Raw genomic sequence first — 25,109 nt, 5'->3', positions numbered from 1 at the left:
TATCTCCGCAAAGTCAGGAATGAATTGTCAAAAGTTGGAGCAGGCGGTCAATCGTTGGGTTCGGTGCAGGTAGTTTATCAACCGGATGTGACAAGCAATGTCCGCTTCCAAGGTGTATAGGGGTGCGGTTCGATGCCGGCCGGCAACACGTCCCAAAAGGCCCGGTACTCCTGAAGGTGTCTTCAGGGGCAATCTAGGTGTGGTTAAGTTCTGGGTATGGGCCTTGAGCTGACGGGCGAGCTGCTTGATTCGTGGACGCTCGTTGATGACGATGTGGCATTGATGGCCCGGAAGTCAGGAGCGACTCGGGCCGGGTTTGCTGTGTTGCTGAAGTTCTTCCAGCAACATGGCAGGTTTCCGGTCGGGCCTTCTGATCTTCCACTCGGAGCTTTAAACTATGTTGCGGCACAGATTTCTGTTCCTATCGATGCGCTGGGCCCCTATTGGGGTGGGCGTTCAATCAGATACCACCGGGCCGAGATCAGGTCCCATTTTGGATTCCGTGAGTTCACCTCCGTTGATGAGGCCCGGCTGGCTGGGTGGTTGGCGGGGAAGGTGTGCCCGTCGGAGGTTCGTGAGTCTGCGCTTGTGGAGGCTTTGCTCTCCCGGTGCCGTCAGGAGCGGATTGAGCCGCCGGGGCGTGCGGGCAGGATTGTTGGTGCTGGCCGGGCGTTGTTTGAAAAGCGCCTGTGTGCTGATGTTGTCAAGGTTCTGGGGCAGGACGGTGCGGCTGGCCTGGAGGCTCTCGTCGCTGATGGGACAGCGGGTTCTCTGTTGTCGGTGTTGAAGGCTGATCGGGGCCCGGCTGGTTTGGAATCGTTGCTGGCGGAGGTGGAGAAGCTTTCAGCAGCACAGGGTCTTGCTCTTCCTTCTGGTTTGTTCGCCGGTGTGTCGGAGAAGGTCGTGAGCGCGTGGCGGGCGAGGGCGGCGCGGACGTATCCATCGGATTTCCATGACGCGCCGGCGCCGGTGCGCTTGACGCTCTTGGCGGCGTTGTGTCATCAACGTACGGCGGAGATCGTTGACAGCCTGGTCGATCTGTTGCTGGTCCTGGTGTTGAAGATCAATACCAGCGCGGTGAAGAAGGTCGAGAAAGAACTGACCGAGGATCTGCAAAGGGTCCGTGGGAAGACGGCTTTGCTGTTCAAACTCGCCGAGACAGCGGTTGCATGCCCTGATGAGACGGTCCGGAAGGCCGTGTTCCCGGTGGTGAGTGAGAAGACCCTGCGGCAACTGGTCCAGGAGGCAAAAGCCAACGAGACGGTGTTCCAGGGCAAGGTCCGGACCGTGTTGCGGGGTTCGTATTCGAATCATTACCGGCGGATGCTGCCGGCACTGCTGTCGGTGCTGCGGTTCCGGTGCCACAACACGGCGTTCCGTCCCATCATGGATGCCATCGCGTTGCTGGAACGGTACGCGGATGCTGGAAGTAAGAGCCAGTTCTTCGCGCCCGGAGAGGTGGTCCCGGTTGCGGGGGTGGTGCCCAGGTCATGGGAGGGTGCTGTCCGGGACGAGAAGGGCAGGATTGAGCGGATCCCTTACGAGCTTTGCCTGCTCGTGTCCCTACGGGACGCGTTGCGCCGTCGTGAGGTTTTCGTGGACGGGGCCGGGAGATGGCGGGATCCGGAAGAGGACCTTCCCCAGGACTTCGACGCTTCCCGTGAGCTCCACTACGAGGCCTTGCGGAAACCGTTGGACCCGGCCAAGTTCATTTTTGATCTTCAGTCCAGAATGCGGAGGTCACTGGAGCATCTGGATAACGGGCTGCTGGCCGATACTACCGGCGGGGTGAAGATCACCAGACGCCGCGGGGCGCCGTGGATAAAGGTGCCGAAGCTTGAGAAACAACTGGAACCGGTGAATCTGGGCAAACTCAAGGACGAGGTCCTGGCACGGTGGGGCACCCTGGACTTGCTTGAGGTCCTCAAGGAGGCAGACTTCCTGACCGGGTTCACCGGGGAGTTCGTTTCCGTGGCCTCTCGCGAGGTCCTTGATCGTGACACGCTGCGCAAGCGTCTGCTGCTTTGTTTGTTCGGGCTCGGGACGAACATGGGCATCAAAGCTGTCACGGACGCCGGCGGTCACGGGGAGACTGAGCGGGAGTTACGCCATGTCCGCCGGACATTCATTACCAAAGACAACCTGCGCCAGGCGATTGTCAAGGTCGTCAACGCGACCTTTGAAGCCAGGAACCCTGCTTGGTGGGGTGAAGGGAATGCGTGTGCGTCGGATTCGAAGAAGTTCGGGTCCTGGGAATCGAATCTCATGACCGAGTGGCACAACCGTTACGGCGGGCCCGGGGTGATGATCTACTGGCACGTGGAGAAGAAGTCGACGTGCAGCTATTCCCAGCTGAAGAACTGTTCCTCGTCCGAGGTTGCTGCCATGATCGAAGGCGTCCTGCGCCATGACACCGATGCTGAGATTGAAGCGAACTATGTTGACACCCACGGCGCCTCGATTGTGGGGTTCGCGTTCACCGAGCTGCTGGGTTTCAAGCTGTTGCCGCGGTTGAAGAACATCGGCTCGATCCGCCTCTACCGGGCCGGCAGTGAAGAGGTCTATGGGGAGATCAACCCGGTGCTGTCCAGGCCGATCAACTGGGACATCATCGCCCAGCAATATGACCAGATGGTCAAGTACGCCACCGCGCTCAAACTCGGTACTGCCGAATCGGAGACGATCCTGCGCCGCTTCACCCGCGGCGGGCCCAAACACCCCACGTACCAGGCCCTCGAGGAACTCGGACGGGTCGTGCGGACGATCTTCGCCGCCGATTACCTCGCAAGAGAGGAGCTCCGTCGGGAAATCAACTCCGGCCTGCAGGTCGTGGAGAACTGGAACAGCGGCAATGACGTCGTCTTCTACGGCAAGAACCGCGACCTCACCGGCCCGGACCGTGAAACGACAGAGGTGTCCATGCTCGCCCTGCACCTTCTACAGTCCTCCCTGGTCCTGATCAACACCCTGATGCTTCAAACCGTGCTCGAAGTCGAGGAGTTCAATGAAATCCTCGAACCCGAAGACCGCAGGGGCCTGACCCCGTTGTTCTGGACCCATATCAACCCCTACGGACGCTTCACTCTTGACATGAACACCCGCCTGGAACTGGGCCCGGTGTCTACGCACTGATAATCGGGCTTAAGTCTCTTTCGGCCAGGGGTATTGCGATGCGTGACGCGTCCAGCAAGAGTGCGGAAAGGTGGCCAGATTACTGCATGTAGAGCCGGCCAGCGCGGATGCTGCCTCGTCCCGTGACTTAGCAATAATGGTGGGCAGACGCAGAGAAGTGCAGGTCTTCCACAAGCTGACACCGTATTCCGGTCGAGCGGTGCCTTGGGGCCAAGGGCATTTCCAGCGGATCACCGCCGTTGTCTTGGGGAACGTCCGTGTTGGTATGGAACTCCTTCAGCCTGCCCAACGGGCACGGTGTCAGCGTGCAGCGGGGCCGGCGGCGCGTTCCTTCGATGCTCGACCTTGGGCCAGTATCTTCACGCGGGCGGTGTCCGGGGTTCCATCTGCTTGCGGCGACTGGCGTTGCGTACCCCGCCACGTTGACGGGACTTTGAAGCCCGGGTTCCTCTGCCGAGCAGCATGCCATTTTCGTCATAAATCGAATGTTTTCCGTGCCTGTTGCGCGTTTATCCAGCCGGCATGTAGTTTGCTCTCAGATATCCGTGCTTTGGGGGAACGGCCGTTTTGGGGATCCCGCGCACTTGGCTTCTCGTGAAAGTTGTCCCGTGGGTTCTCGTTCCTCTGTGCTGTTGCGTGCTCTTTGCGGTTTGTCGGTTGTTGCGGGGCTGTTGACTGCGCCCGGAGCGGCGTGGGCCGGGCCCGCGCCCGGGAGCACGGGCACCGGAATCACAGGCCCTGTCACGGAAAGCGTGGCGACGACCCAGGCGGCCCAGAACAAAACCGATGTCGTGGTCGACGCCCTGACGACCCCGACCGAACAGACCGTGGCGCACCCCGACGGCACGTTCACCCGGACCGTGAACGCGGAACCGGCCCGCATGCAGACCGCTGCGGGCTGGCAGGACATTTCCACGGAGCTGGTCCAGGCGACCGTGAACGGGCAACCGGTCCTCAAACCCAGGATGACGCCTGTCGATGTCACCCTCGCCCGGGGCGGCAGCACCCAGATGGCCAGCGTCGATGACAAGCGCGGCCACGTCGTGAAGCAGTCCTGGCCCTTCGATCCGTTGCCCGAGCCGGTGGTTTCGGGCAACACGGCCACGTACGCGTCGGTGCTGCCCGGAGTGGATCTGATCCAGGTCAGCCACAAGACCGGAGTGTCCCAGGTACTGAAGATCGCCACCGCGGAGGCTGCGAAGGATCCGCGGGTGGTGCAGATGCGCATTTTCCTGGATGCGCAGAACGCCACCGTCCAGGCCGAGCCCGGCGGAGGCCTCTCGGCCACGGGCACGGACACAGGGAAAGCGGAACTGCGTACGGCGATGGGGCAGTGGTGGGATTCCTCCCAGTCCGGGGCGTCGGCGTCGGATCCGGGCGGACCCGGGATCACCCGGCCGTTTTCCCTGGGTCTGGGGTCAGAGAACGGCAAACAGACCCAGGTCCTGGGGATGAGCGAGATCCTGAACCTGCCGAACCTGCACTACCCATTGTTCGTGGATCCGGACTGGTCGGTGGCCCGGGCCTCCTACCTATACGTTGACAGCGCCTACCCGACCACCCCGTACTGGAACGGCCAGTACACGGACTCCACCGTGCACGTGGGATACCTCCCCTCGTACTGGGCGCCGGACGGTGTCTCCCACACCACCCGGGGGTATTACCAGTTCACCACCTCGCCGATGTCGGGCAAGGTCATTCTCGGAGCCGTGATGAACGCGACCGAGACCTGGGCTTCCTCCTGCACTGCGACGCCGGTGGACGCGTGGGTGACCGGCGGCATCAGTCCCGGGACCACGTGGAACGCCCAGCCGGGCCTGGCCGTGGCGCCGAACGTGGATTCCAGGACGGTGGCGATGGGCTATCCGGGGTGTGCGGCCGGGACCGTGGGCTTCAATATGGGGGCGGCGAAGAACATCATCTCCACCGTGGGCCAGTGGACGGTGTCCTTGAGGGCCGGCAACGAGGGCGACCCGTTGGGGTGGAAGCGGTTCAACAACGACGCCTCGATCATCGTCACCTACGACACCCCGCCCTACACCCCGGGGTTGTGGTCGATCGATAATGCCCGCTGGACCGGGGCCCCGTTCGCGTCCACCTACGTGACCCGGATGGACCACCCGATCTATACCCTGACCGTCGGTGACCCGGACGGCGCCGCCGGCGGGCCCATCAACGTCTGGATGGCCGTCTTCGACAGCAACAACAAGTACGTTTTCGGCACAGGTCCCATCTCCGTGCCCGGGTCCGGGGGGTATCCGTCCTGGCAAGGCCCCAACCAGCTGGCCGACGGGGTGTATCAGTTGCAGGCCCAGGCCCAGGACGCCCAAGGGGTGAACTCGGGTGTCATGCAGTTCTTCTTCGAGGTGAAAACAACCGCCCCGGACGCTCCCCTCATCACCCCGCCGGACACCATCAAGACCAACCCCAACCTCCCCGGCTACGGGACGGTAAACGGCGGGGGTGCTGCCGGTGCCGGAACTTACGCGTTTTCCCTCAACGAGCAGGGGACGTATCCTGTCCGGGGTTTCGTGTACTCGGTCACCAATGCCCCCGGGCCCACATCGGTGCCGGTCAATCTCAGCTGCGATACCAGGGTGAAGGAGTACGTGGTGGTCTGCCCGGCGGATGGCCGGACAGCAACCGCAACCGTCACACCGGTGGATACCTCCACCGTGCTGACGGTGTGGGCCTTCGACTATGCCGGGAACGTCAGTGCCCAGACCGCATCCAAGACTCCGGCCTCCTACCAGTTCGACGTGGCACCCCCGGCATACACGACGTTGACACCGTTACCGATCACTGCACCGAGCCAGGGAAGCTGGATTCCTGTCGCCGTGCAGAGCAACGGCACGCCCTATGCCACCAATTCCTGCCAGGGCGATACCAGCTCGGGGTACCCGAGCAACAGCAAGTTCAACGCCCTTCAGCTCAACGGCGGTCCCGGCCAGTTCGGGGCCACCGCGTCACCTGCCGTGGACACTTCGAAGAGCTTCAGTATTTCGGGGTGGTTCTGTCCGACGAATCCCGCACCGGGGGGAAGCACCATCCAATCGCTGATCGCCCAGATCGCCGACACCGGCGTTCCGGGCGGTGCTGTTCGGCTGAGCTCGGGCGGATTGCCCGAACTGGACACCTGGGCCACGGGCAACGCCCTGGAGCAGGTCCAGACCCTGACAGCACAGACGCCGAATCAGTGGTTCTTCGTCTCGGCGGTGTATGACCAGCTCAACCAGCAGCTGCGCATCAACGTGAGCTCGGCATCCTTTACAGGCAACTGGACCACGGCCACCTCCCCGCAGACCCATCTTTCCGCTACGACCCAGTCCGTGCGGCTCGGAGAGGGATTCACCGGGCAGATCCTCAACCCCGTGATGACCCAGGGCGTCCTCACCAAAGACCAGTTCCACAGCATTCAGGCGCAGTTCGCCGCCACCACCCAGGGAGTCCTGAAATGAGAAACGTCCGGAACCGGAATGGCTTCGGCAAGGCCACCGTTCTCGCGGTTGCCTCCGCCGTGGTGACTGCCTCCGCGGGCCTGTTCGCGATCACCGTCGACCACTCCCTCGGATGGATACCCGAGGCCCCAGATCCTGTGTCCTCGGTCCAGGTCACCCCGTGGAGTGCCGCAACCCAGGGACCGGCGAGTCCGCAACCGTTCGTGGAAGGCGTCAATCCGGCCGCTGTCCGGGCAACCGTCAAGGGTAACTCGCCGGCCCTCGTCACCGGGGCCCCTGGAACTCCGCCTGTGCCGGGCGCCGGGCTGAACGTGGTGCCCGCTGGGCTCACCCGCACGGTGCCTTTGACTGCACCGCCGGCACCCGTGCCGGTCAATGACAATGGTGGCGGGAACTTCACCGCGCTGCCCGGGGTGTCCTCCGGCAGCTGGGGTGTCACCGGCCAGACCGGCGCCTTCACGTGGAGCTACCCTTTCAGTGCCCGGAAAGCCCCCGCCGGTCCGACACCGGCCCTGGGGCTGGCCTACGATTCCTCCTCGATCGACGGGCTGACCAGTTCGACGAACAACCAGGCCACCGTCGTCGGAGACGGGTGGTCGCTCGGGGGAGCCGGATCGATCCGGCAGAAGTTCGCCCCATGCATGGACCAGGGGGTGACCGGTTCCTATGACCTCTGCGGGGCAGCCGAAGGCCAGCAGTTCAGCATCTCCTTCGGCGGCCGCTCCGGGCAAGTCATCAAAGACAAAGATGCCGTCCCGGCAAAATACAAGCTGCAGAACGATGACAACACCCGCGTCGAATACCTGACCGACAACACCAACTCGAACGGCACCTTCGACGGCGGGTACTGGAAACTGACCGACACCTCCGGAACGCAGTATTTCTTCGGCCGCAACCACCTCCCGGGGTGGATTGGCGGGAACGCTTCAACGAATTCCGCGGACACGGTCCCGGTCGGGGCAGCAACCCCGTCCCAACCCTGCGCCGCCGCAAGCTTCGCTGCTTCCGTGTGCCAGCAGGCCTACGCCTGGAACCTTGACTACGTCGTCGACATGCAGGGAAACTCCGAAGCGTTCTACTACACCCAGGACACTAACACCTACTCCACCCAGCAGGGAACGGGCCCGCTGATGAATTACGTGCGATCCAGCCGCCTGGCCCGGGTCGACTACGGAATGCGCGCCGGCACCGAACTGAGTGCCTCCTCGCCGCTGCGCATCGAGCTCGGCTACACCGGCCGCTGCACCGGGGTGGACTGCAGCAAAGGCAACGATATCCCCACCGGATTCGCCTGCCAGCCCACAGGCACCTGCGCGGTCTACTCACCCACTTTCTACAGTGACCAGCGACTGCAGACCGTTTCGACCCGGACCAACACCGGCCCGGGCGCGTACCAAGACGTGGACGTCTGGACCCTGGGCCACTCCATGCCGGATCCCGGCGACGGAACCAAACCTGCCCTGTGGCTGGGATCCATTGCCCATCAGGGGGCCAACACGTCCACGAGTGTCGGCGGGGCGATCTCGGACCCGGCGGTCACCTTCGAAGGCCAGGCCCTGCAGAACAGGGTCTGGGTCTACTCAGCCGGCATCGCACCGCTGGACCGGTACCGGATCTCCACGATCAGGACCGTCACGGGCGCCTCTATCACGGTCTCCTACCTCGGGACCGAATGCTCCCAGACCAATCTTCCCGCAGTTCCGGAGACGAACACCAAACGCTGCTTCCCCCAGTGGTGGACCCCGACGACGCCGATCGCCCAGCCCGCGCGCATGGACTACTTCCACATCTACCCGGTGGCTGCCATTTCAACCAATGCCGGCCCGGGGCCAACGGCTCGGTGGACATGTCCACCCGCTTCGAATACCAGGGCACCCCGGCCTGGAAATACGCCGCTCCCGCATTCGTAGCGGGCTCAGGCGGATCCCAGTTGACCTGGTCCGTGAACGCCGGCTGGTCCAAAGTCAAGACCATCACGGGCAACACCGGCGTCGCCGGACTCAATCCCTCCAGCATGACCACCTACCTGCGCGGCCTGGACGGAACGCCTTCAAACAGCAGCGGAGGAAAGATTTCCGCCTCCGTGACCGCCTCGGACGGTACGACAATCACCGACTCCCCGTGGTTCGCCGGATCCGCTGTTGAAACGCAGAAATTCGTCGGCGAGACCGGCCCGCAACTAAGCACCGCCATCACCGTCCCCTGGGCTTCCCCCGTGACCGCTACCGGAGCCGGGACCGGAGCCCCGACGGCCCGGCACACCGGCACCGCGTCCGTGAAGAACATCATGGCCAGCAGCACCGGGGCAGGCACCCGCACCACGACCACGTCCAACACGATCGACAACGGCACCGGCAACCCAAACTATGGGCGGGTCACGGCCGTGTCCAATTCCGGGGAAACCGGCGGAACCCCGGGCAGCTGCACCGTGACCGCCTACGCGGACAACACCGACGCCAACCTCCTGGCCCTGCCTGCCACCACCACCACCTACGCCGGGCCCTGCGCCGGAAACGGCGCACCGGCCGGGAACATCATCGCCGCCACCGCCACCCTGTATGACTCCTCGATGGCCGCAGCGCCCGGCGCGCCCGGTTACCAGGCCCCGACCCTGGGCAACCCTGCACGCACAGACACGGCCACCGCCATCAACGGCACCACCGTCACGACCTGGAAAACCGGCCCCACCCTGGCCTACGACACCCTCGGCCGGGTCCTGTCCTCCACGGACAATACCACCGGCACTGCACGCACCACCTCCATCGCCTACGCCCCGGCGACCGGGCTGCCCACCGCGGTGAAGACCACCAACCCGCTGGGCTGGACCACGACCACCGCGTTCGAGGCCATCCGGGGAAACAAGACCTCCGCCACGGACGAGAACGGCAACGTCACCAGCTACAGTTACGACGCCTCCGGACGCGTCACCGGCGTGTGGGACCCCATGCGCCCGCAAGCCACCAACCCAACCCCGACCCAGGCCACCGCGTACACGATCTCCAAGGATGTGCCCTCATCCATCGCGCGGACCAGCATCAATGGCCTCGGCCACGCGATCACCAGTTATGAGATCTATGACGGTCTCGGACGGCTCCGGCAAACCCAGAAGCCCTCCCCGCGGAGCGGCACGATGGCCACCGATACGACGTACAACACCATCGGCGCCAAACTCATCGTCAACAACAACTACCAGTTCCCTGCCAACCCCAGCGCCGCACTCATGCTCCCCGACGGAACAGCAGTACCGTCCTCGGACAGGTACACCTACGATGGCGCCGGACGCCTCGCCACCGACGCTGCCCTGGCCTACGGCAACAGCAGCGCGCCGCTCTGGACAACCAACATCACCTACACCGGAGCAGACACCACCACCACCACGACCACGCCCGGCACCGTCGCAGGGAACGAATCCGCAACTGCGACAATCGTGAACGCGGCCGGCAAGACGGTCTCCCGGCTGCTGTACCACGGACCCACAGCGACCGACAGACCTGACACCACCAGCTACAGCTATGACGCCCTGGGGCGGATGACATCCATGACGGACACCGCCGGGAACCAATGGTCCTGGGCGTTCGATACGGCGGGTCGGCAAATATCCGCCAACGACCCCGACACCGGCAGCACCAGCACCAGCTACGACGCATCCGGCCGGGTCGCCAGCTCCACCGACGGTGCAGGGAACCTCACCAGCTATGCCTACGACGCTCTGGACCGGACCGTCAGCACCAGTGTCACCCCGCAGGGAGGCACTGCCCACACCCTCACCACCAATACCTACGACGATTTGACGAACGGGGGGAAGAAGGGCCAGCTCAGCTCCGCGACCCGGTACAACGGCCCCAATTACGACCAGCAGGTCACCACCGCTGTGTCCGGATATAACGCCGCCTACCAGCCCGCGACGACGACCACCACCCTGCCCGGCGGCCTGACCGGGTACGCCGGGGACTACACGACGACCCGTGCCTACACCACCACCGGTAACATCGCCACCGAGGCAACCGCGGCAATCGGCGGGCTTCCGGCAGAGACCAAGACCACCAACTTCGACGATTTCGACAACCCGAACACCATCACAACCGGCAGTGACACCATCGCCGCGGCCATCGACTACACAGAGTTCAACCAGCTCGCCGGATTCCAGCAGTTCGACGCCAACTACACCAGCAACACCGCCGACACCACCGGATTGAACAAAACCCAGCTCAACTGGGACACGACCACCGGACGGTTGGCCAGACAATCCTCAACCAACCAATCCAAAGGCGCCATAGCCGACCTCGGAGTAACGAACTACACATACACGACCTCCGGGAAGCTCAGCTCCCGCGAACAGCTATACCCCTCACGCCCCGGCGCACCGGATGACTACCAGTGCTACAGCTACGACTACGCGTCCCGGCTCTCGGCAGCCTGGACCGCGGGGGCGAAGAACTGCACCACCGCCCCGACCCCGGCCGCGACATCAGTGTCCGGTCTGGGCGGTCCGGCACCGTACGCCCAGACCTATGCGTACACCCAGGCAGGGGACCGGTCCCAGGTCAAACGCTTTGACAACGCCGGGAACCTCGCCGCCACGGAAAACTACACCTACCCGGGCGGGCCCTCGGCCCCCGGGGCGTTTTCGGCCCAGGCCCCGTTCCGGCAGCTGGACACTCGCAACGGCACGGGCGGCGTCAGCGGGCCCGTCGGGCCCGGGCAGACCGTGAGCGTGAAGGTCACAGGCCGCGGCGGGCTCCCCGCGACGGGTGTGTCCGCCGTCGCGATGAACATCACCGTCGCGGGAGCGTCCTCAAACGGCTTCATCACCGCCTACGCCGGCGGCACCACCCGCCCGGGCACCTCGAACGTGAACTACGGGCCGGGGCAGATCGTCTCCGACTTCGCAATCACCCCGGTCGGCGCGGACGGGACGATCTCCTTCACGAACACCTCCTCCGGGACGGTCGATATCCTCGCGGACACCTCCGGCTACTACCTCGCGGGCACGCCGGTTGATCCCGGCGCGTTCTCCGCGCAGGCCCCGTTCCGGACGATGGACACCCGCGACGGCACCGGAGGGTTCACCGGACCCGTCGGGCCCGGACAGACCGTGAGCGTGAAAGTCACCGGCCGCGGCGGTCTCCCCGCGACCGGCGTGTCAGCCGTCGCGATGAACATCACCGTCGCCAGCGCCGCCTCGAACGGGGTCATCACCGCCTACGCCGGGGGGACACAGCAGCCGGGCACCTCGAACGTGAACTACGGGCCCGGGCAGATCGTCTCCAACTTCGCCGTCACCCCCGTCGGCACGGACGGGACAGTCTCGTTCACGAACAGCTCTTCCGGGACCGTGCAGATCATCGCGGACACCTCCGGCTACTACCTGTCCGGGACGCCCTCAACCCCCGGGGCGTTTTCGGCGCAGGCCCCGTTCCGGCAGCTCGACACCCGCAATAGCACCGGCGGGGTCACCGGACCTGTCGGGGCCGGGCAGACCGTGAGCGTCAAAGTCACCGGCCGCGGTGGCCTGCCCGCCACCGGGGTGTCGGCCGTCGCGATGAACATCACCGTCGCCAACACCACGTCGAACGGCTTCATCACCGCTTACGCCGGCGGAACCCAGCAGCCGGGCACCTCGAACCTGAACTACGGGCCCGGGCAGATCATCCCAGACTTCGCGATCACCCCGGTCGGCGCCGACGGGACGGTTTCTTTCACGAACAATTCCTCCGGCACCGTGGACATCATCGCCGACACGACGGGCTACTTCAACGCCCCCGCGACCGGCGGCCAGCCGGGCCCGCACCGTCTTCAGTCAATGACCAGCACCCCGGCGACGGGGACACCGACCACCAGCACTTTCAGCTGGGACGCGGGAGGGCGGATGACCGGCCGTGCCGGGGAAACCCTTAACTACACCCCGGACGGGAAGCTCGCCACCACGACCGGCAGCAGCAGCCTGCCGGCGAACCCGAACCCGTCCGCCAGTGCGGGCACCCCGCCCGCACCCGTATCGGGAACCGCCGGGAGTACCGGGACGCGGTACTACGACGCCGGAGGGAACCTCGTCGGGATCACCGACGGGGCCGGAACCACCGTCACCATCGGGGCGATCACCGCTCACTCCACCCCGGGTGGGGTGCAGACCGCGAGCAAGACCTACGCTCTAGCCGGGAAGACCATCGCCCAGCGCACCGCCGCAGGCGGGACCGTGAAGCTCGCCTTCATCCTCAGCGACGGCGTCGACACCGCCCAGACCATCGTGCAGGCCAGCAGCGGGGCCACCCCCGTCACCGCCCAGACCCGCTACACCGACCCGATCGGTCTCGCCCGCGGCCCCACCCAGACCGCACCGGGAACCGGCGCGTACGCCACCGCCGCGGCGGGCGTTCTCGGGACGGGATCCAACGCGGCCAACCCGGCAGGATACGGAGCCGTCAACGGGTACATCGGCCGGCTCGCCGACACCATCAGCACCCTGACCCACCTCGGCGCCCGCGACCTGGACCCTGTCCTCGGTGCCTTCACCAGCCCGGACCCGGTGCTGAAACTGGGCGAGGCGAAGAACTTCTCCCCGTACGTCTACGGCGAGGCTGACGCGATCAACAACGCCGACCCCTCCGGACTCATGATCCTGGGGCCGGCCCTTGACGACGGCGGATCATGGCACGGAAAGGATGCCGACGTCACCCCCGGCCAATGGCACCTGCCAACGGCGCCGGGCCAAGCCGACAACTACGACGCCAGAGACATAGCAGGGCTGGCCCCCGTGTTCCAGGCGACCCCAGCCCCGGCCGGCCCGACGGCGAGCGACAATCTCGCCCTGATAGCGGAAGGCATGTCCGATCCCGACGGCATGATGGCCGACATACACGCACGCGGCGTCAATGCCTCCGCCGCAACAACGCTGAGATACCTCAGCTTCGACGTAGGGTTCATCCCCTTCATCGGAGCCGGCTCGATCGGACTCGACATCTGGGCCAACACCATCGAGGGCAAACCCGCGATCAGCGAAGACGACGCCCCCTACCTCGCAATGAGCGCGCTACCCGGCATCGGATCAATCGGCAAAATCGGCAAAGCCGCAAAGTCTGCAGAGGAGGTCGCTGACGCTGTAAGTGTCGTCTCCAAGGCCGGTCGGCGACCGTCCGCAGCGGTCCGGCAAGCGGCCGACCAAGCTGCGACGGACTCGAACGGCATCTTGCGGTGCCAGGCATGTGGCACTGAACTCATCACTCGCTCGGGGGCGGCCAACTCGCGGGAGTTCGACCACATCCTCGCGCACTCACGCGGTGGCGGTCGCGAGATCAATAACATCTGGGACCTCTGCCGAACTTGCAATCGCCAGAAGGGCGCCAAAACCCTTGACGAATGGAGTGGATACCCGTAGCCTCCCAAACTATGCCCTCCGAGATTCCATACGAGACGAAGACGTATGTCTGCACCCACGTCCTCGACCGGAGCAGGCCGGTGCTCTACGTGACTCGCCCAGATGGTGATTGGTGCGCCCTCTGCGGAGATGAGCACCCGGACGACGCCAGCGCCTACCGAGTCGTCGGAATTGGTCACGTGCTCGACTACGACCCATCTGTCGCTGAAGTGCTCGACCTCCGACCAAATCAAGAAGCGGAACGTGAGGCCGTTGGAGAGCCATGGGCTCGATCCGACTTCTAATGGGCTGGCTACTCGTGGCCCTGATGGCGGTGCTTGGTACGCTCCTCGTGACGCCTTCGATGGCGGCCGCCTTGCCGTCGGCCGTCCGCGCCCAGACCTATGCCTACCCGCTTCCACAGCACCTTGGAAGGACGTGCCCGTGACAGGGTGGGCGAATGGCAGCTTCAAGAGCGGCGCAGGCCGTTACAGATTGTCTATTTCGTCGATTGGCGCAAAGCTGAGGACGCTCTTCAGCGGGGGCCATCAGGGCGGAAAAGTCTAATCAGCGACCTCCTCGGTGACTGGATCTCAACTGTCTGTTTGGGGTACACCCCAAACTGACGTAAACCCGGAGTAAAACGATCCCAATGGATACGTGTCAGGTTGGGGTCGCAAGCGACGTTTCTTGACACTTGGGTGGCGGGCTCTTAGAGTTGCCCTGACACTATGGGGTGGGGAAGAATGACTGGCCAGACCTTCGGCTATGTACGGGTCAGCACGCTGGACCAGAACACGATCCGGCAACTTGACGGCGAGCAGCTCGACCGGGTTTTCATAGACCGGGCGTCGGGGAAGGACCAGAACCGCCCGCAGCTGGATGCGTTGATCGATTTCGCCCGCGACGGCGACACCGTCCTGGTGCACTCAATGGACCGCCTTGCCCGGAACCTCGAGGACCTGCGCGCCATCGTCCGCCGCCTGACCGGCAAGAAGGTGCGGGTCCGGTTCGTGAAGGAGAACCTGACCTTCACTGGAGACGACACCGCGATGGCGACGTTCCTGCTTTCCGTGATGGGGGCGTTCGCCGAGTTCGAACGGGCCCTCATCCGGGAACGACAACGTGAAGGGATCACCCTGGCCAAAAAGGCCGGCGTCTACAAAGGCAGGGGCAAGGCGCTGAACGCCGGGCAGGCGGCCGACCTGGTACGACGCGCCGCCGCCGGCGAGGCGAAAGCCGCACTCGCTCGGGAATTCGGGGTCAGCCGCCAAACCGTCTACCAATACCTTCAGCCGGACCCCAATGGACTGCCACAGACGAATCGTGCAGGCGTGTACTGAGCAAATGGACGCCTTGTGCAGACGAGTACGGAAAACCCGCCGCTCAGCAGTCGCCTGCACAACCACGGAAAATCTGCTCACCCGTCCAAAAGACTGTTGAAATGACACCCGCCCACGAAACCAAACTTGGCGGCTCACGACACTTTCAGAAGAACCGGGCCCTCTAGATTGCCCCTGACGACACTCTCAGGAGTACCGGGCCCAAAACTGTCGCTTCGGGCGGTTACCATTCAGTCCATGAACACGGCAACTGCGCCTGAGGCCCCGCACCCGGCATCCGAGCTTGCTTCCGGTCCAGCCCTGTCCAACAAGGGCCAGATTCTTGCGTGGGCCTCCTGGGATTGGGGTTCCGCGGCCTTTAACGCCGTTATGACCACTTTTGTGTTCACGGTTTATCTGACGTCCAAAGCCTTCGGCGGAGGAGATTCCGCATCTGCGGCACTGGGGGCCGCGTTGGCGATTGCCGGCGTCGCGATCGCGCTCCTGGCTCCTATCACTGGCCAACGATCCGATTCCGGTGGCCGCCGCAAACTATGGCTCGGGGTCAACACGGCGATTGTCGCAGTCCTCACGGGCATGTGCTTCTTCGTCTTCCCCAAGCCCGAGTTCCTGCTCCTGGGCGTATCACTTATTGCGCTTGGCCATGTGTTCTTCGAGTTCGCGGGCGTCAACTACAACGCCATGCTGGCGCAGATCTCCACCCCTGCCAACATCGGCAAAGTGAGTGGCTTCGGTTGGGGAATGGGGTACCTGGGCGGGATCGTAGCGCTGCTCGTGGTGCTGCAGCTTTTCGTCCAGCCGTCGTTTGAGTGGTTCGGAGCTTCCACTCAGGACAGCCTGAATATCAGGCTCGTGGCTGTTTTCTCCGCGCTTTGGTTCTTCATCTTCGCGCTACCGGTCCTCTTTGCGGTGCCGGAGCTTTCCGTCAAGAAACCGGCGTCCAGGCTTGGGTTCCTGGCCTCTTACGGCTTGTTGGGCCGCCGGATCGTGGCTATCCATCGAACCAGCCCGCACACTATCTATTTCCTCCTCGCGAGTGCCATCTTCCGCGACGGCCTGGCGGCGGTCTTCACCTTTGGTGGAGTCATTGCTGCCGGGACCTTTGGATTCGAGCTCAAGCAAGTCATCTTCTTCGCGATTTTCGGAAATGTGGTGGCCGCCGTCGGCGCGATGATCGGCGGGTTCCTGGACGACAGGATCGGACCCAAGGCTGTCATCATCATTTCCCTGATGGGGCTCCTGGTGGCCGGCATCGTGATTCTTGTGCTCGGCAATGGCGACTACGTATTCTTCGGGACCCACTGGGCAGGTAGCACCACTTTCTGGGTGTTCGGCCTATTCCTCTGCCTCTTCGTCGGACCGGCCCAGTCGTCCTCCCGCGCCTACCTCGCGAGGCTTGCACCGGATGGCGAATCCGGCGAATTGTTCGGACTCTACGCCACTACTGGCCGGGCAGTGAGCTTCCTGGCACCGGCGCTCTTTTCCTTGTGCATCACCCTGGCAACACCCCTGGTGGCCCCGGGCGGAGCCCAACGCTGGGGCATTCTGGGCATCATGGTGGTGCTCCTGGCCGGCTTGTTGGTGATCCTGCCCGTCAAATCACCTAGCAAGACGGAAATCGCCACAGTCCCGCTGCGCTGAGGACCGCTGAGCTAAGGACCGCTGCGCAAAAAGACAGCTGCGCTGAAGCGAAGGCCCGCCCCCGGACGGGCGAACCCGCGCGGGATGGCAAAAATATGACACGGAAAGCCCTTGATCTTTGATTGTTAGTAGAGTTTACTAACTCACATGGAAGCCCTTCGTGACCGCCCCCGGACCGACCGCCACCGCCCCGATCGAACAGGCGCCGCGACCCTGCCCTCCGACGGGCGTGCCCACAACCTCTCCTTGGTGCGCCAGACGCTGCACTCGGCAGGTGCGATGAGCCGCGCGGAACTCTCCAGGACGCTGGGCCTGACCCGCGTCACCGTATCAGACCTCGTCTCAGACCTACTCGAGCGCGGCCACGTAGTGGAACTGGGGCAATCGGATGAAGTACGCCCCGGCAAACCGGCCATCCTCGTGGACATCAACCGCCAAGGCCTCCAGGTGATCGGCATGGATCTGGCCGAAAATTCCGTGCTGCGCGCCGCCGTCCTGGACCTTGACGGCAACATCCTCGAACGCGTGGAGCGCACCATTGCTTCGGAAACCGGGCGGGACGTGGTCAACCAGGTGCTCGAACTCGCTTCCGAGGCCGTCGCGCGCGCCACCGCCACGTTGCTGGGCATCGGAGTCGGGACCCCCGGCATCGTCAACGCGGACGGCGTGGTCACCACGGCCCCCAACTTCGAATGGAAAGACGTTGCCCTCCGCGACCTCCTCCAGGAGCACACCGGCCTGCCGACCCTCGTCTCCAACGACGCCGATGCCGCAGTCCACGCGGACCACACCTTCGGCGGCGGCAGTGATGACATGGTCCTCGTGAAAATCGGCCGCGGCGTCGGCTCCGGACTCATCGTAGGCGGACGGCGTGCCCGGGGGGCCCACTCCGCGGCTGGGGAAATCGGCCACGTTACGGTCGGCACCGACGGCGGAACCATGTGCAAGTGCGGGAAGACCGGCTGCCTCGAAACGTGGATGTCCGTTCCCAGCCTTGAACGGGCCCTGGCCGAAGCGGCGGCGAGCGCCACACCCGAGGCGGCGGCCGACGTCGTACTCCGGGAAGCAGGCGAGCGGCTCGCCATCGCTCTCGCGCCCGTGGTGGGCGCGCTCGACTTGGCTGAAGTGGTCCTCAGTGGACCCCGGGAGCTCTTGGCGGGCCCCCTTCTCGACGCCGTCCAGCAGACGCTGCTGGAGCGGCTACTGCACCAGGACCCCGCACCGGTGTCCGTCCGTCTCGCGGCAGACGCACAGGACATTGTCCTGCGCGGAGCCGCCGTGATGGTCCTGTGGAACCAGCTCGGCGTGGCCTGAGCGCCGCGCCTGCCGTTTCCAGCCCTGACTACCCAACAAGCATCCCTCCAAAGGAGCCGGACATGGACACGATTCAGTCCCCCGCTACCCAGTCCTTTGCCACCGGGCCCGCCCGCGCGCACCTCCGCCGATTGGCAGCAGGCACCCTCATGCCAGGATTCACCGGCATCGCCGTCCCCGTCTGGATTCTGGACGCGTACGACGCCGGCCTGGCGGCTGTGTGCCTCTACGGCACCAACGTGGCGTCCCCGGTGCAGTTGCGCGAGCTATGCGCCGGGCTCCGCTCCCATTCCCCGAACACGCTCATCGCCGTCGATGAAGAGGGCGGCGACGTCACGCGTCTGCACTACCTCACGGGATCAACGCAGCCCGGCAACGCAGTGCTTGGGCGGTTGGACGACGTCGAACTGACCGCCGCCAGCGCCAGCGCCATCGGCTACGAACTCGCTGGCCTGGGCATCAACCTCAACCTGGCCCCGGATGCCGACGTCAATTCCGCTCCGGACAATCCCGTGATCGGCGTGCGCAGCTTCGGGGCCGAACCGGACCTGGTGGCCCGGCACACGGCCGCCTGGATCCGTGGACTCGAAGACGCCGGCGTGGCATCCTGCGCCAAGCACTTCCCGGGCCACGGCGACACCACCACCGATTCGCACCTGGCCCTCCCGCGGGTCACGGCCAACGCCGCCACCCTGGATGCCCGCGAACTGGTCCCGTTCCGCGCGCTCGTTGCGGCCGGCGGTGCCACCGTCATGACCAGCCACATCCTGGTTGAGGCCTTGGACCCGGACCACCCCGCCACGTTCTCCTCGCGCATCCTGCAGGATCTGCTTCGCCGTGACATGGGATTCGAGGGCGTCATCATCACGGATGCCTTGGACATGGCCGGGGCGTCAGCCGAGACGGGCGTTCCGGAAGCGGCCGTCCGCGCACTGGTAGCCGGGGCGGACCTGCTGTGCCTGGGCTCCGAAACAGGCCCGGCCCTCTTCGAACAGACGCTCAACGCGATCGCCGACGCCGTTGAGGAGGGACGCCTGCCCCTCGAGCGGCTGGCGGATGCCGCTGCCCGCACGGCGGCGCTGTCCTTGCGCTTCCCCGCTGCGGGCGCCGCGGAAATCCAAGAGGCCGCCATCAGGGGCCAGCTAGGGCTCCAAACCGGTCAGCCGCAGCCTTCCGGCTCACTCGCTGACCCGAAGGAGCTCGACGGCGAGCGCATCGCCGAGGCCTTCGAGGTGTCCGAGGCGGCCGAAAAGTGGCTCGCGCGGCAGGAGCCCGTGGCCATCGTTCAGGTTGAAACCGGAGCCAATTTCGCCGTCGGTCACGTGCCCTGGGGTCCCGCTTCCACGACTCAAGCAGTGGTCAGGGAAGGCGAGGTGCCCGACGGCGCCCGGGTCGCCGTCGTCGGGCGCGGCCTGGATGCCGAGCACCCGCTCTGGACCGTTTTTGCCCGGTTGAGGGCGGAAGGACACGCGGTGATCGCGGTCGAGTGCGGCTGGCCGCGCGGCGGGGCGGACATCGTTACCTATGGTGCGTCCCTCACGGTCTCCCAGGCCCTAACGTCCCTGCTGCTGGACGGCACTGTCAAAGCCTGACTGCCGCAGCCCGCACACCACCCATCGACAGAAAGTTGCCATGGAAGTCATTGTCGCGCCCACCCCGGAATCTGCCGCCTCGGCTGCCGCCCACGCCGTCCTCTCGGGGCTTCCCGCGAGCAAGCGGGCAGTGCTGGGCCTGGCCACGGGCTCGTCCCCGCTGGGCCTGTACGCCGAGCTCGCGGCCGCTGCGGGCGCTGGTCGCGTCGATTTCTCGGCCGCCGTAGGATTCGCCTTGGACGAATACGTAGGCCTCCCGGATGGACATGTCCAGTCCTACCGGCAGGTGTTGATCCGTGAGGTCTGCCATGTCATCGGGCTCCCGCTGGCAGGGCTGAACGTTCCGGACGGCACGGGTGCCACGCAGGCGGAGCTCGAGGCCGGAGCAGCAGCCTACGATGCCGCGATCCGCGCTGCTGGCGGAGTCGACGTGCAGATCCTGGGCATCGGCGCCAACGGTCACGTGGGCTTCAATGAGCCCGGGTCATCGTTGTCGTCCCGTACCCGGCTGAAGCGGCTGACGTCCCGCACGCGGCGGGACAACGCCCGGTTCTTCGACAACGACGCCGATGTCCCGACGCACTGCATCACCCAGGGGTTGGGGACCGTCCTGGATGCGCGCCGGCTGGTGCTCATCGCCACCGGTGCGGCCAAAGCGGCCGCGATCGCTGCCGCCGTCGAGGGCCCGCTCACGGCGTCGTGCCCCGGATCGATCCTGCAGTGGCATGCCGACGCCGTGGTGGTTCTCGATGAGGCAGCCGCCGCCGGGCTCGCCAACCGGGAATACTACGACGACGCCGCGCGCGGACTCGCGCTGACCCCCTAGTAAGGGGCGGGCCGCTTCGTTCGGCGGCTGTGAGTGGCGTCATTCCACCGCCCGACCAAGAGGGCTAGGGTGGACTTATGAACGTGGATGAGACAGAACTTCCAGGCCTTGGGGTCCGCAAGGATTTCATCACGGCCTCGGGACGCCGGATCGGTGTTGTCGAGATGCGCGAAGGCGAAACCGAGCTTTTCGTCTCTACCTGGGACGATCCCGATACCTGCCAGGCGTCCATCCCGTTGACCGCCGACGAAGCAGCCGCCCTGGGCAACCTCCTGGGTGGGCAGCACATCGCCATGCGCCTCGCCGAAGCCCACAAGGAAATCCCAGGCATTGCCACGCGGCAGTTCTCCATCACCGCGGACTCCCCTTTTAGCAACCAGCCCATGGGCAAAGCCCAGATCCGCACCCGCAGCGGTGTCTCGATCGTGGCGATCATGCGCGAAGGCGAAGTGGTTCCGTCACCGGCACCCGACGTCGTCCTTCACACGGGTGATTTGCTGGTGGCTGTCGGTACGCAGGAAGGTCTTGACTCTGCGGCTGCCATTCTGCGCAACGGCTGACGTTCATGGACCCCCTGGCCCTGACCCTCATTGAGCTGGGCGCAGTCGTTTTCTGCCTCGGCCTCTTGGCTCGATTGGCCGGCAGGATCGGCATGTCCCCCATTCCGCTCTATCTGGTTGGGGGACTGGCCTTCGGGGCGGGTGGGCTGATCAAGCTCGACGGCATGCACGAGTTCGCGCATCTTTCCGGCGAAATCGGAGTCATCCTGCTCCTGTTGATGCTCGGATTGGAATATACGGCCGCCGAGCTCGTCACGGGATTACGGCGGTCCTGGCAGGCGGGTGTGCTGGACCTGATACTGAACTTCCTTCCCGGTGCGGGCATCGCGGTGTTGCTCGGTTGGGGACTTGTGGGCGCGATCGTCATGGGCGGTGTCACCTATATTTCGTCGTCGGGCATCGCCGCGAAAGTAATCACGGATCTCGGCCGAATCGGTAACCGTGAAACTCCGGTGGTGCTGGCCATCCTGGTGTTCGAAGACCTCACCATGGCCATCTATCTCCCGATCCTCACGGCGATCCTCGCGGGCGTGGGCTTCCTGGGCGGACTCCAGACCGTGGGTATTGCATTGGCCGTGGTCACCTTGGTGCTGGTGGTGGCCCTCAAACACGGCCACCGGGTATCCCAGGCCGTGCACAGCGAAAACTCTGAAGTCTTCCTGCTCAATCTCCTCGGGGCCGCCCTACTTGTGGCCGGCGTCGCGTCCGCCCTCCAGGTCTCCGCGGCCGTGGGAGCGTTCATGCTGGGCATTGCGATTTCCGGCGCAACCGCCCACAGCGCGACGCGAATTCTTGAGCCTCTGCGGGATCTTTTCGCCGCTATCTTCTTCGTGGCCTTCGGCCTCAACACGGACCCGTCCACCATCCCGCCGGTGCTCGGCTGGGCGCTGCTTTTGGCTTTGGTGACCGCCGCAACCAAGTTGCTGACCGGATTCTGGGCCGCCAGGAGGGCAGGCATTGCCTTACCTGGCCGGTTCCGCGCGGGAGCCGCCCTGATAGCCCGCGGCGAGTTCTCGATTGTCATTGCCGGGCTCGCCGTAACGTCGGGAGCAGTCCCGCGCGATCTCGCAGCCCTCGCCACGGCGTATGTGCTTCTCATGGCCATCGTCGGACCGCTCGCAGCCCGTTTCGTCGAGCCTGTGGTCAAGGTTTTCCGCAAGTCTCCACGCAAGCCGAAAGCATCCGAACCCGTTGCCTCCTTCGAGACGTGAGGTTTGTTGGCCCAGCCTCCGACGCTCGCTCACTTTTGGGGCGTTTCCTTCGAGCGCTCGCTCACATTTTAGGCGTTTCCTTCGAACGCTCGCTCACATGATCTGAGCGAGCGTTCCCGTTATCGCTCACAAATCTGAGCGAGCGTCCCGGGAGATCTCCCGTCTCGGCGCGCCTAAGGGAAGTCCTAGACAGACGTCCTGTGGAAGTTCAGGTGGCTGCGGCTCGCGGTGGGGCCGCGCTGGCCTTGGTAGCGGCTGCCGGATTCACCGGAGCCATAGGGATGTTCAGCGGCCGAGGAGAGACGGAAGAAGCACAGCTGGCCGATTTTCATGCCCGGCCACAGCTTGATGGGAAGCGTGGCAACGTTGGACAACTCCAAAGTTACGTGGCCGGAGAATCCGGGGTCGATGAAGCCGGCCGTGGAGTGCGTCAGCAGACCGAGGCGTCCCAGCGAAGACTTGCCTTCCAGCCGTGCGGCGACGTCGTCCGGCAGGCTCACGGTCTCATACGTTGAACCGAGCACGAACTCGCCCGGGTGCAGAATGAAAGGCTCCTCGCTTTCGACCTCAACCAAGCGGGTCAGCTCAGGCTGCTCCTCGGAGGGGTCGATGTGCGCGTATTTGTGGTTGTCGAACAGCCGGAAGAAGCGGTCAATCCTCACATCCACGGAGGACGGCTGAACCATCTCGGGGTCGTAGGGCTCCAGGACAATACGTCGGGAGTCGATTTCGGCACGTATGTCGCGGTCAGAGATCAGCACAGGATCAAAAATACCGCATGCGCCATAGACCGTGGTGCGGGAGTGGCGGATGGGACTATAGTGCACCACATAAACTACCGTTACCGCTGTTGTGTCTGGGAACGGTGGCACGACGCGAATCTGGGGAAACATTGAGACGAATTGCGGTGCCCGTTGCCGTGCTGGTGGCGTGCCTTCTCACGGTGATGGCCCCTGCCTCCAGCCCACCCGGCGCCTCGGTCCCCCTCGCCGCCTCGTCGGCGCCTGCTACGCCTTCCACCTCAGGCTCCACCCCGCGCACTGAGAGTACGACGACGGCGTCCGCCCCGCCGTCGGGATCCGGCCTCCCGCAGGCCGGACCTGCGCCCGAGTCACCCGCGGCAGCCCCGGCCGCTCACGCAACCGCCCCGAAGGAAGAAAGCAGCGGGGCACTCGCCTCCGTCCCCAAGGATGCGGCGACCGCGCCCGCGAACGCCAGCACCGCCGTCGAGCCTCGCAGCGGGACGTCGCCCCAGGCGGTGGACGGACCGCCCCCGGTGCCCTCCATCCCGCCGGCATCCGGCCCGGACCCACTCCCCGGCGGCCCGGCCGTGGACGTCCCGCCTCCGGCCCCGGCCGACCCGACGAAGAATTCCCCAGCGGCGGTGCCACGGGTTTCCATCGAGACACTGGTCAATGACGACAACTCCGCCCAGGTGCTGGCCGTTTTCAACGCCATCAACGCCTACCGGACCTCCCTCGGCCTGAATCCGGTGAAATACAACCCCACTGTGGCCTCCCTCTCGCAGGATTGGTCCAACAACATCGCGAGCCGCCAGGTGATCGAACACCGCAGCAACTTCTGGACCGATCCCAGGGCTTTGAACCCCAACAACGGCGCGGGCGAAGTCATTGCGGTCCGCTGGGATCGGAATGCCGCCCAGCTTGTCGAATGGTGGAAAAGCTCGCCCGCCCACGATGCCCTGCTTCGTGATCCCCGTTTCAACGTGATTGGCGTCGGAATCACCTTCACGGACGGCAACTACCAGACCACCCCCAATAGCTACACCATGTGGGGCGTGGTTAATCTCTTCGGTTATACGACTCTCCCCGCCGGCACCGTCAACAGCCCCGGCGCTGGAACCGCCCCGCCGCAGCCACCGGCCCCGAGCGTCTGCGACCCCATCGCCAAGCATCAGCCGCCCACGCTGGACCTCAGCGCGGCAGCCATCCGCAGCGCCGGTGACCTGGTCGCCGTCGACTCCTCCGGATTCCTCAAGGACTATCCGGCACTCGGCGACGGCACATTCGGTCCTGCCCGGACCGTCGGATCCGGTTTCGCGGGGTCGAAAGAGGTCATGACAACGGATTGGGATCGCGACGGCGTGATCGATGTCCTGGTCCAAATGCTGGACGGCAGGCTCCTGCTCTACCCCGGAGTGGTGAGCGGCGGATTCAAAGCGCCGGTGCTATTGGGATCAGGAGGTTGGCAGGTGATGACTATGGCCGTGGGCACTTGGTGCGGCAACAACCGGCTCCCGCAGATCCTCGCCACCGACTCCAGCGGCGCGCTTTACCTGTACCGGAACCTGGGGCTCACCGGCATGGTGGGACGAACCCAAGTGGGCTCGGGAGTCAGCGCGGTCCGCCTCAGCATGGTGGACTACGACGCCGACGGCTTCCAGGACCTGCTGGCGGTGGAATCAAACGGGAACCTGCGACTCTACCGTGGTTCCGGCCTCACCACGCCAAAGTCTGAGGCCCGGCTAGTAGTAGGAACTGGCTGGACAGACTACTCCGGTTTGCGCTCACTCAAGGGGGTCACCGGCCTCAACTCCACGGGTGTCGCCGGGCTGCTAAGCAACGGAGCGGTTGAATACTGGGACCTGGATGGCGGACGCCTCGCCACTCCAAGCACTTCGATGACCGGTTTGGGCGGCCTCAAGCTGGCACAGTAGG

Annotated in this window: 14 protein-coding genes; 13 read left to right on the top strand and 1 reads right to left on the bottom strand. The window is 64.9% G+C overall.

Annotation, left to right across the window (positions count from 1 at the left end; translation table 11 throughout):
* Positions 1-216: 216 nt before the first annotated feature.
* The 12 genes from AC3ANQ_RS01850 to AC3ANQ_RS01795 all read left to right on the top strand — a co-directional run bounded on the left by AC3ANQ_RS01850 (position 217) and on the right by AC3ANQ_RS01795 (position 22,431).
* Entirely contained in the window at positions 217-3,132 is a 2,916-nt protein-coding gene (locus AC3ANQ_RS01850) for a Tn3 family transposase (protein WP_488303535.1), read from the top strand.
* Between the two features lie 608 nt (positions 3,133-3,740).
* Positions 3,741-6,590 carry a hypothetical protein gene (locus tag AC3ANQ_RS01845; RefSeq protein ID WP_488303534.1) on the top strand — a complete coding sequence of 950 codons (2,850 nt, stop codon included), beginning with the start codon at positions 3,741-3,743 and terminating at the stop codon, positions 6,588-6,590.
* Positions 6,587-8,500, top strand: a complete 1,914-nt coding sequence (locus AC3ANQ_RS01840; protein WP_488303533.1) for a hypothetical protein — start codon at positions 6,587-6,589, stop codon at positions 8,498-8,500. The genes AC3ANQ_RS01845 and AC3ANQ_RS01840 overlap by 4 nt, the downstream gene beginning before the upstream one ends.
* The gene (locus tag AC3ANQ_RS01835) at positions 8,437-13,965 is read left to right on the top strand and encodes an RHS repeat-associated core domain-containing protein (protein WP_488303532.1); all 5,529 of its coding nucleotides are present in this window, start codon (positions 8,437-8,439) and stop codon (positions 13,963-13,965) included. The genes AC3ANQ_RS01840 and AC3ANQ_RS01835 overlap by 64 nt, the downstream gene beginning before the upstream one ends.
* Positions 13,966-14,227: 262 nt before the next feature.
* On the top strand, positions 14,228-14,392 hold the full coding sequence (locus tag AC3ANQ_RS01830; protein ID WP_488303531.1) for a hypothetical protein: 165 nt from the start codon (positions 14,228-14,230) through the stop codon (positions 14,390-14,392).
* A gap of 298 nt (positions 14,393-14,690) precedes the next feature.
* Positions 14,691-15,287, top strand: a complete 597-nt coding sequence (locus AC3ANQ_RS01825; protein WP_488303530.1) for a recombinase family protein — start codon at positions 14,691-14,693, stop codon at positions 15,285-15,287.
* Between the two features lie 237 nt (positions 15,288-15,524).
* Positions 15,525-16,928 (top strand): MFS transporter, encoded by a 1,404-nt coding sequence (locus AC3ANQ_RS01820; RefSeq protein WP_488303529.1) that lies wholly within the window; start codon positions 15,525-15,527, stop codon positions 16,926-16,928.
* A 147-nt stretch (positions 16,929-17,075) separates the two neighbouring features.
* Complete coding sequence (locus tag AC3ANQ_RS01815; RefSeq protein WP_488303528.1) at positions 17,076-18,242, top strand: ROK family transcriptional regulator; 1,167 nt, start codon at positions 17,076-17,078, stop codon at positions 18,240-18,242.
* A gap of 62 nt (positions 18,243-18,304) precedes the next feature.
* Positions 18,305-19,834: a glycoside hydrolase family 3 protein gene (locus tag AC3ANQ_RS01810; protein WP_488303527.1), complete on the top strand. Its 1,530-nt coding sequence runs from the start codon at positions 18,305-18,307 to the stop codon at positions 19,832-19,834.
* A 40-nt stretch (positions 19,835-19,874) separates the two neighbouring features.
* Complete coding sequence (locus AC3ANQ_RS01805; protein ID WP_488303526.1) at positions 19,875-20,660, top strand: glucosamine-6-phosphate deaminase; 786 nt, start codon at positions 19,875-19,877, stop codon at positions 20,658-20,660.
* Between the two features lie 77 nt (positions 20,661-20,737).
* Complete coding sequence (locus tag AC3ANQ_RS01800) at positions 20,738-21,220, top strand: cation:proton antiporter regulatory subunit (RefSeq protein ID WP_488303525.1); 483 nt, start codon at positions 20,738-20,740, stop codon at positions 21,218-21,220.
* A 5-nt stretch (positions 21,221-21,225) separates the two neighbouring features.
* Positions 21,226-22,431 carry a cation:proton antiporter gene (locus AC3ANQ_RS01795; RefSeq protein ID WP_488303524.1) on the top strand — a complete coding sequence of 402 codons (1,206 nt, stop codon included), beginning with the start codon at positions 21,226-21,228 and terminating at the stop codon, positions 22,429-22,431.
* Positions 22,432-22,616: 185 nt separating this feature from the next.
* On the opposite strand, the gene dcd is transcribed toward AC3ANQ_RS01795, so the two are convergent.
* Positions 22,617-23,192, bottom strand: coding sequence for a dCTP deaminase (gene dcd, locus AC3ANQ_RS01790; RefSeq protein ID WP_488305239.1), 576 nt, complete (start codon positions 23,190-23,192; stop codon positions 22,617-22,619).
* 131 nt (positions 23,193-23,323) lie between these two features.
* Between dcd and AC3ANQ_RS01785 the strand changes: the two genes are divergently transcribed.
* Entirely contained in the window at positions 23,324-25,108 is a 1,785-nt protein-coding gene (locus AC3ANQ_RS01785; RefSeq protein WP_488303523.1) for a CAP domain-containing protein, read from the top strand.
* Position 25,109: the final 1 nt, after the last annotated feature.

This window comes from Arthrobacter sp. DMZ02-1R, assembly GCF_057747935.1.
The sequence above is the reverse complement of the archived record's forward strand: the minus strand, read 5'-3'. Positions and strand labels throughout refer to the sequence as shown.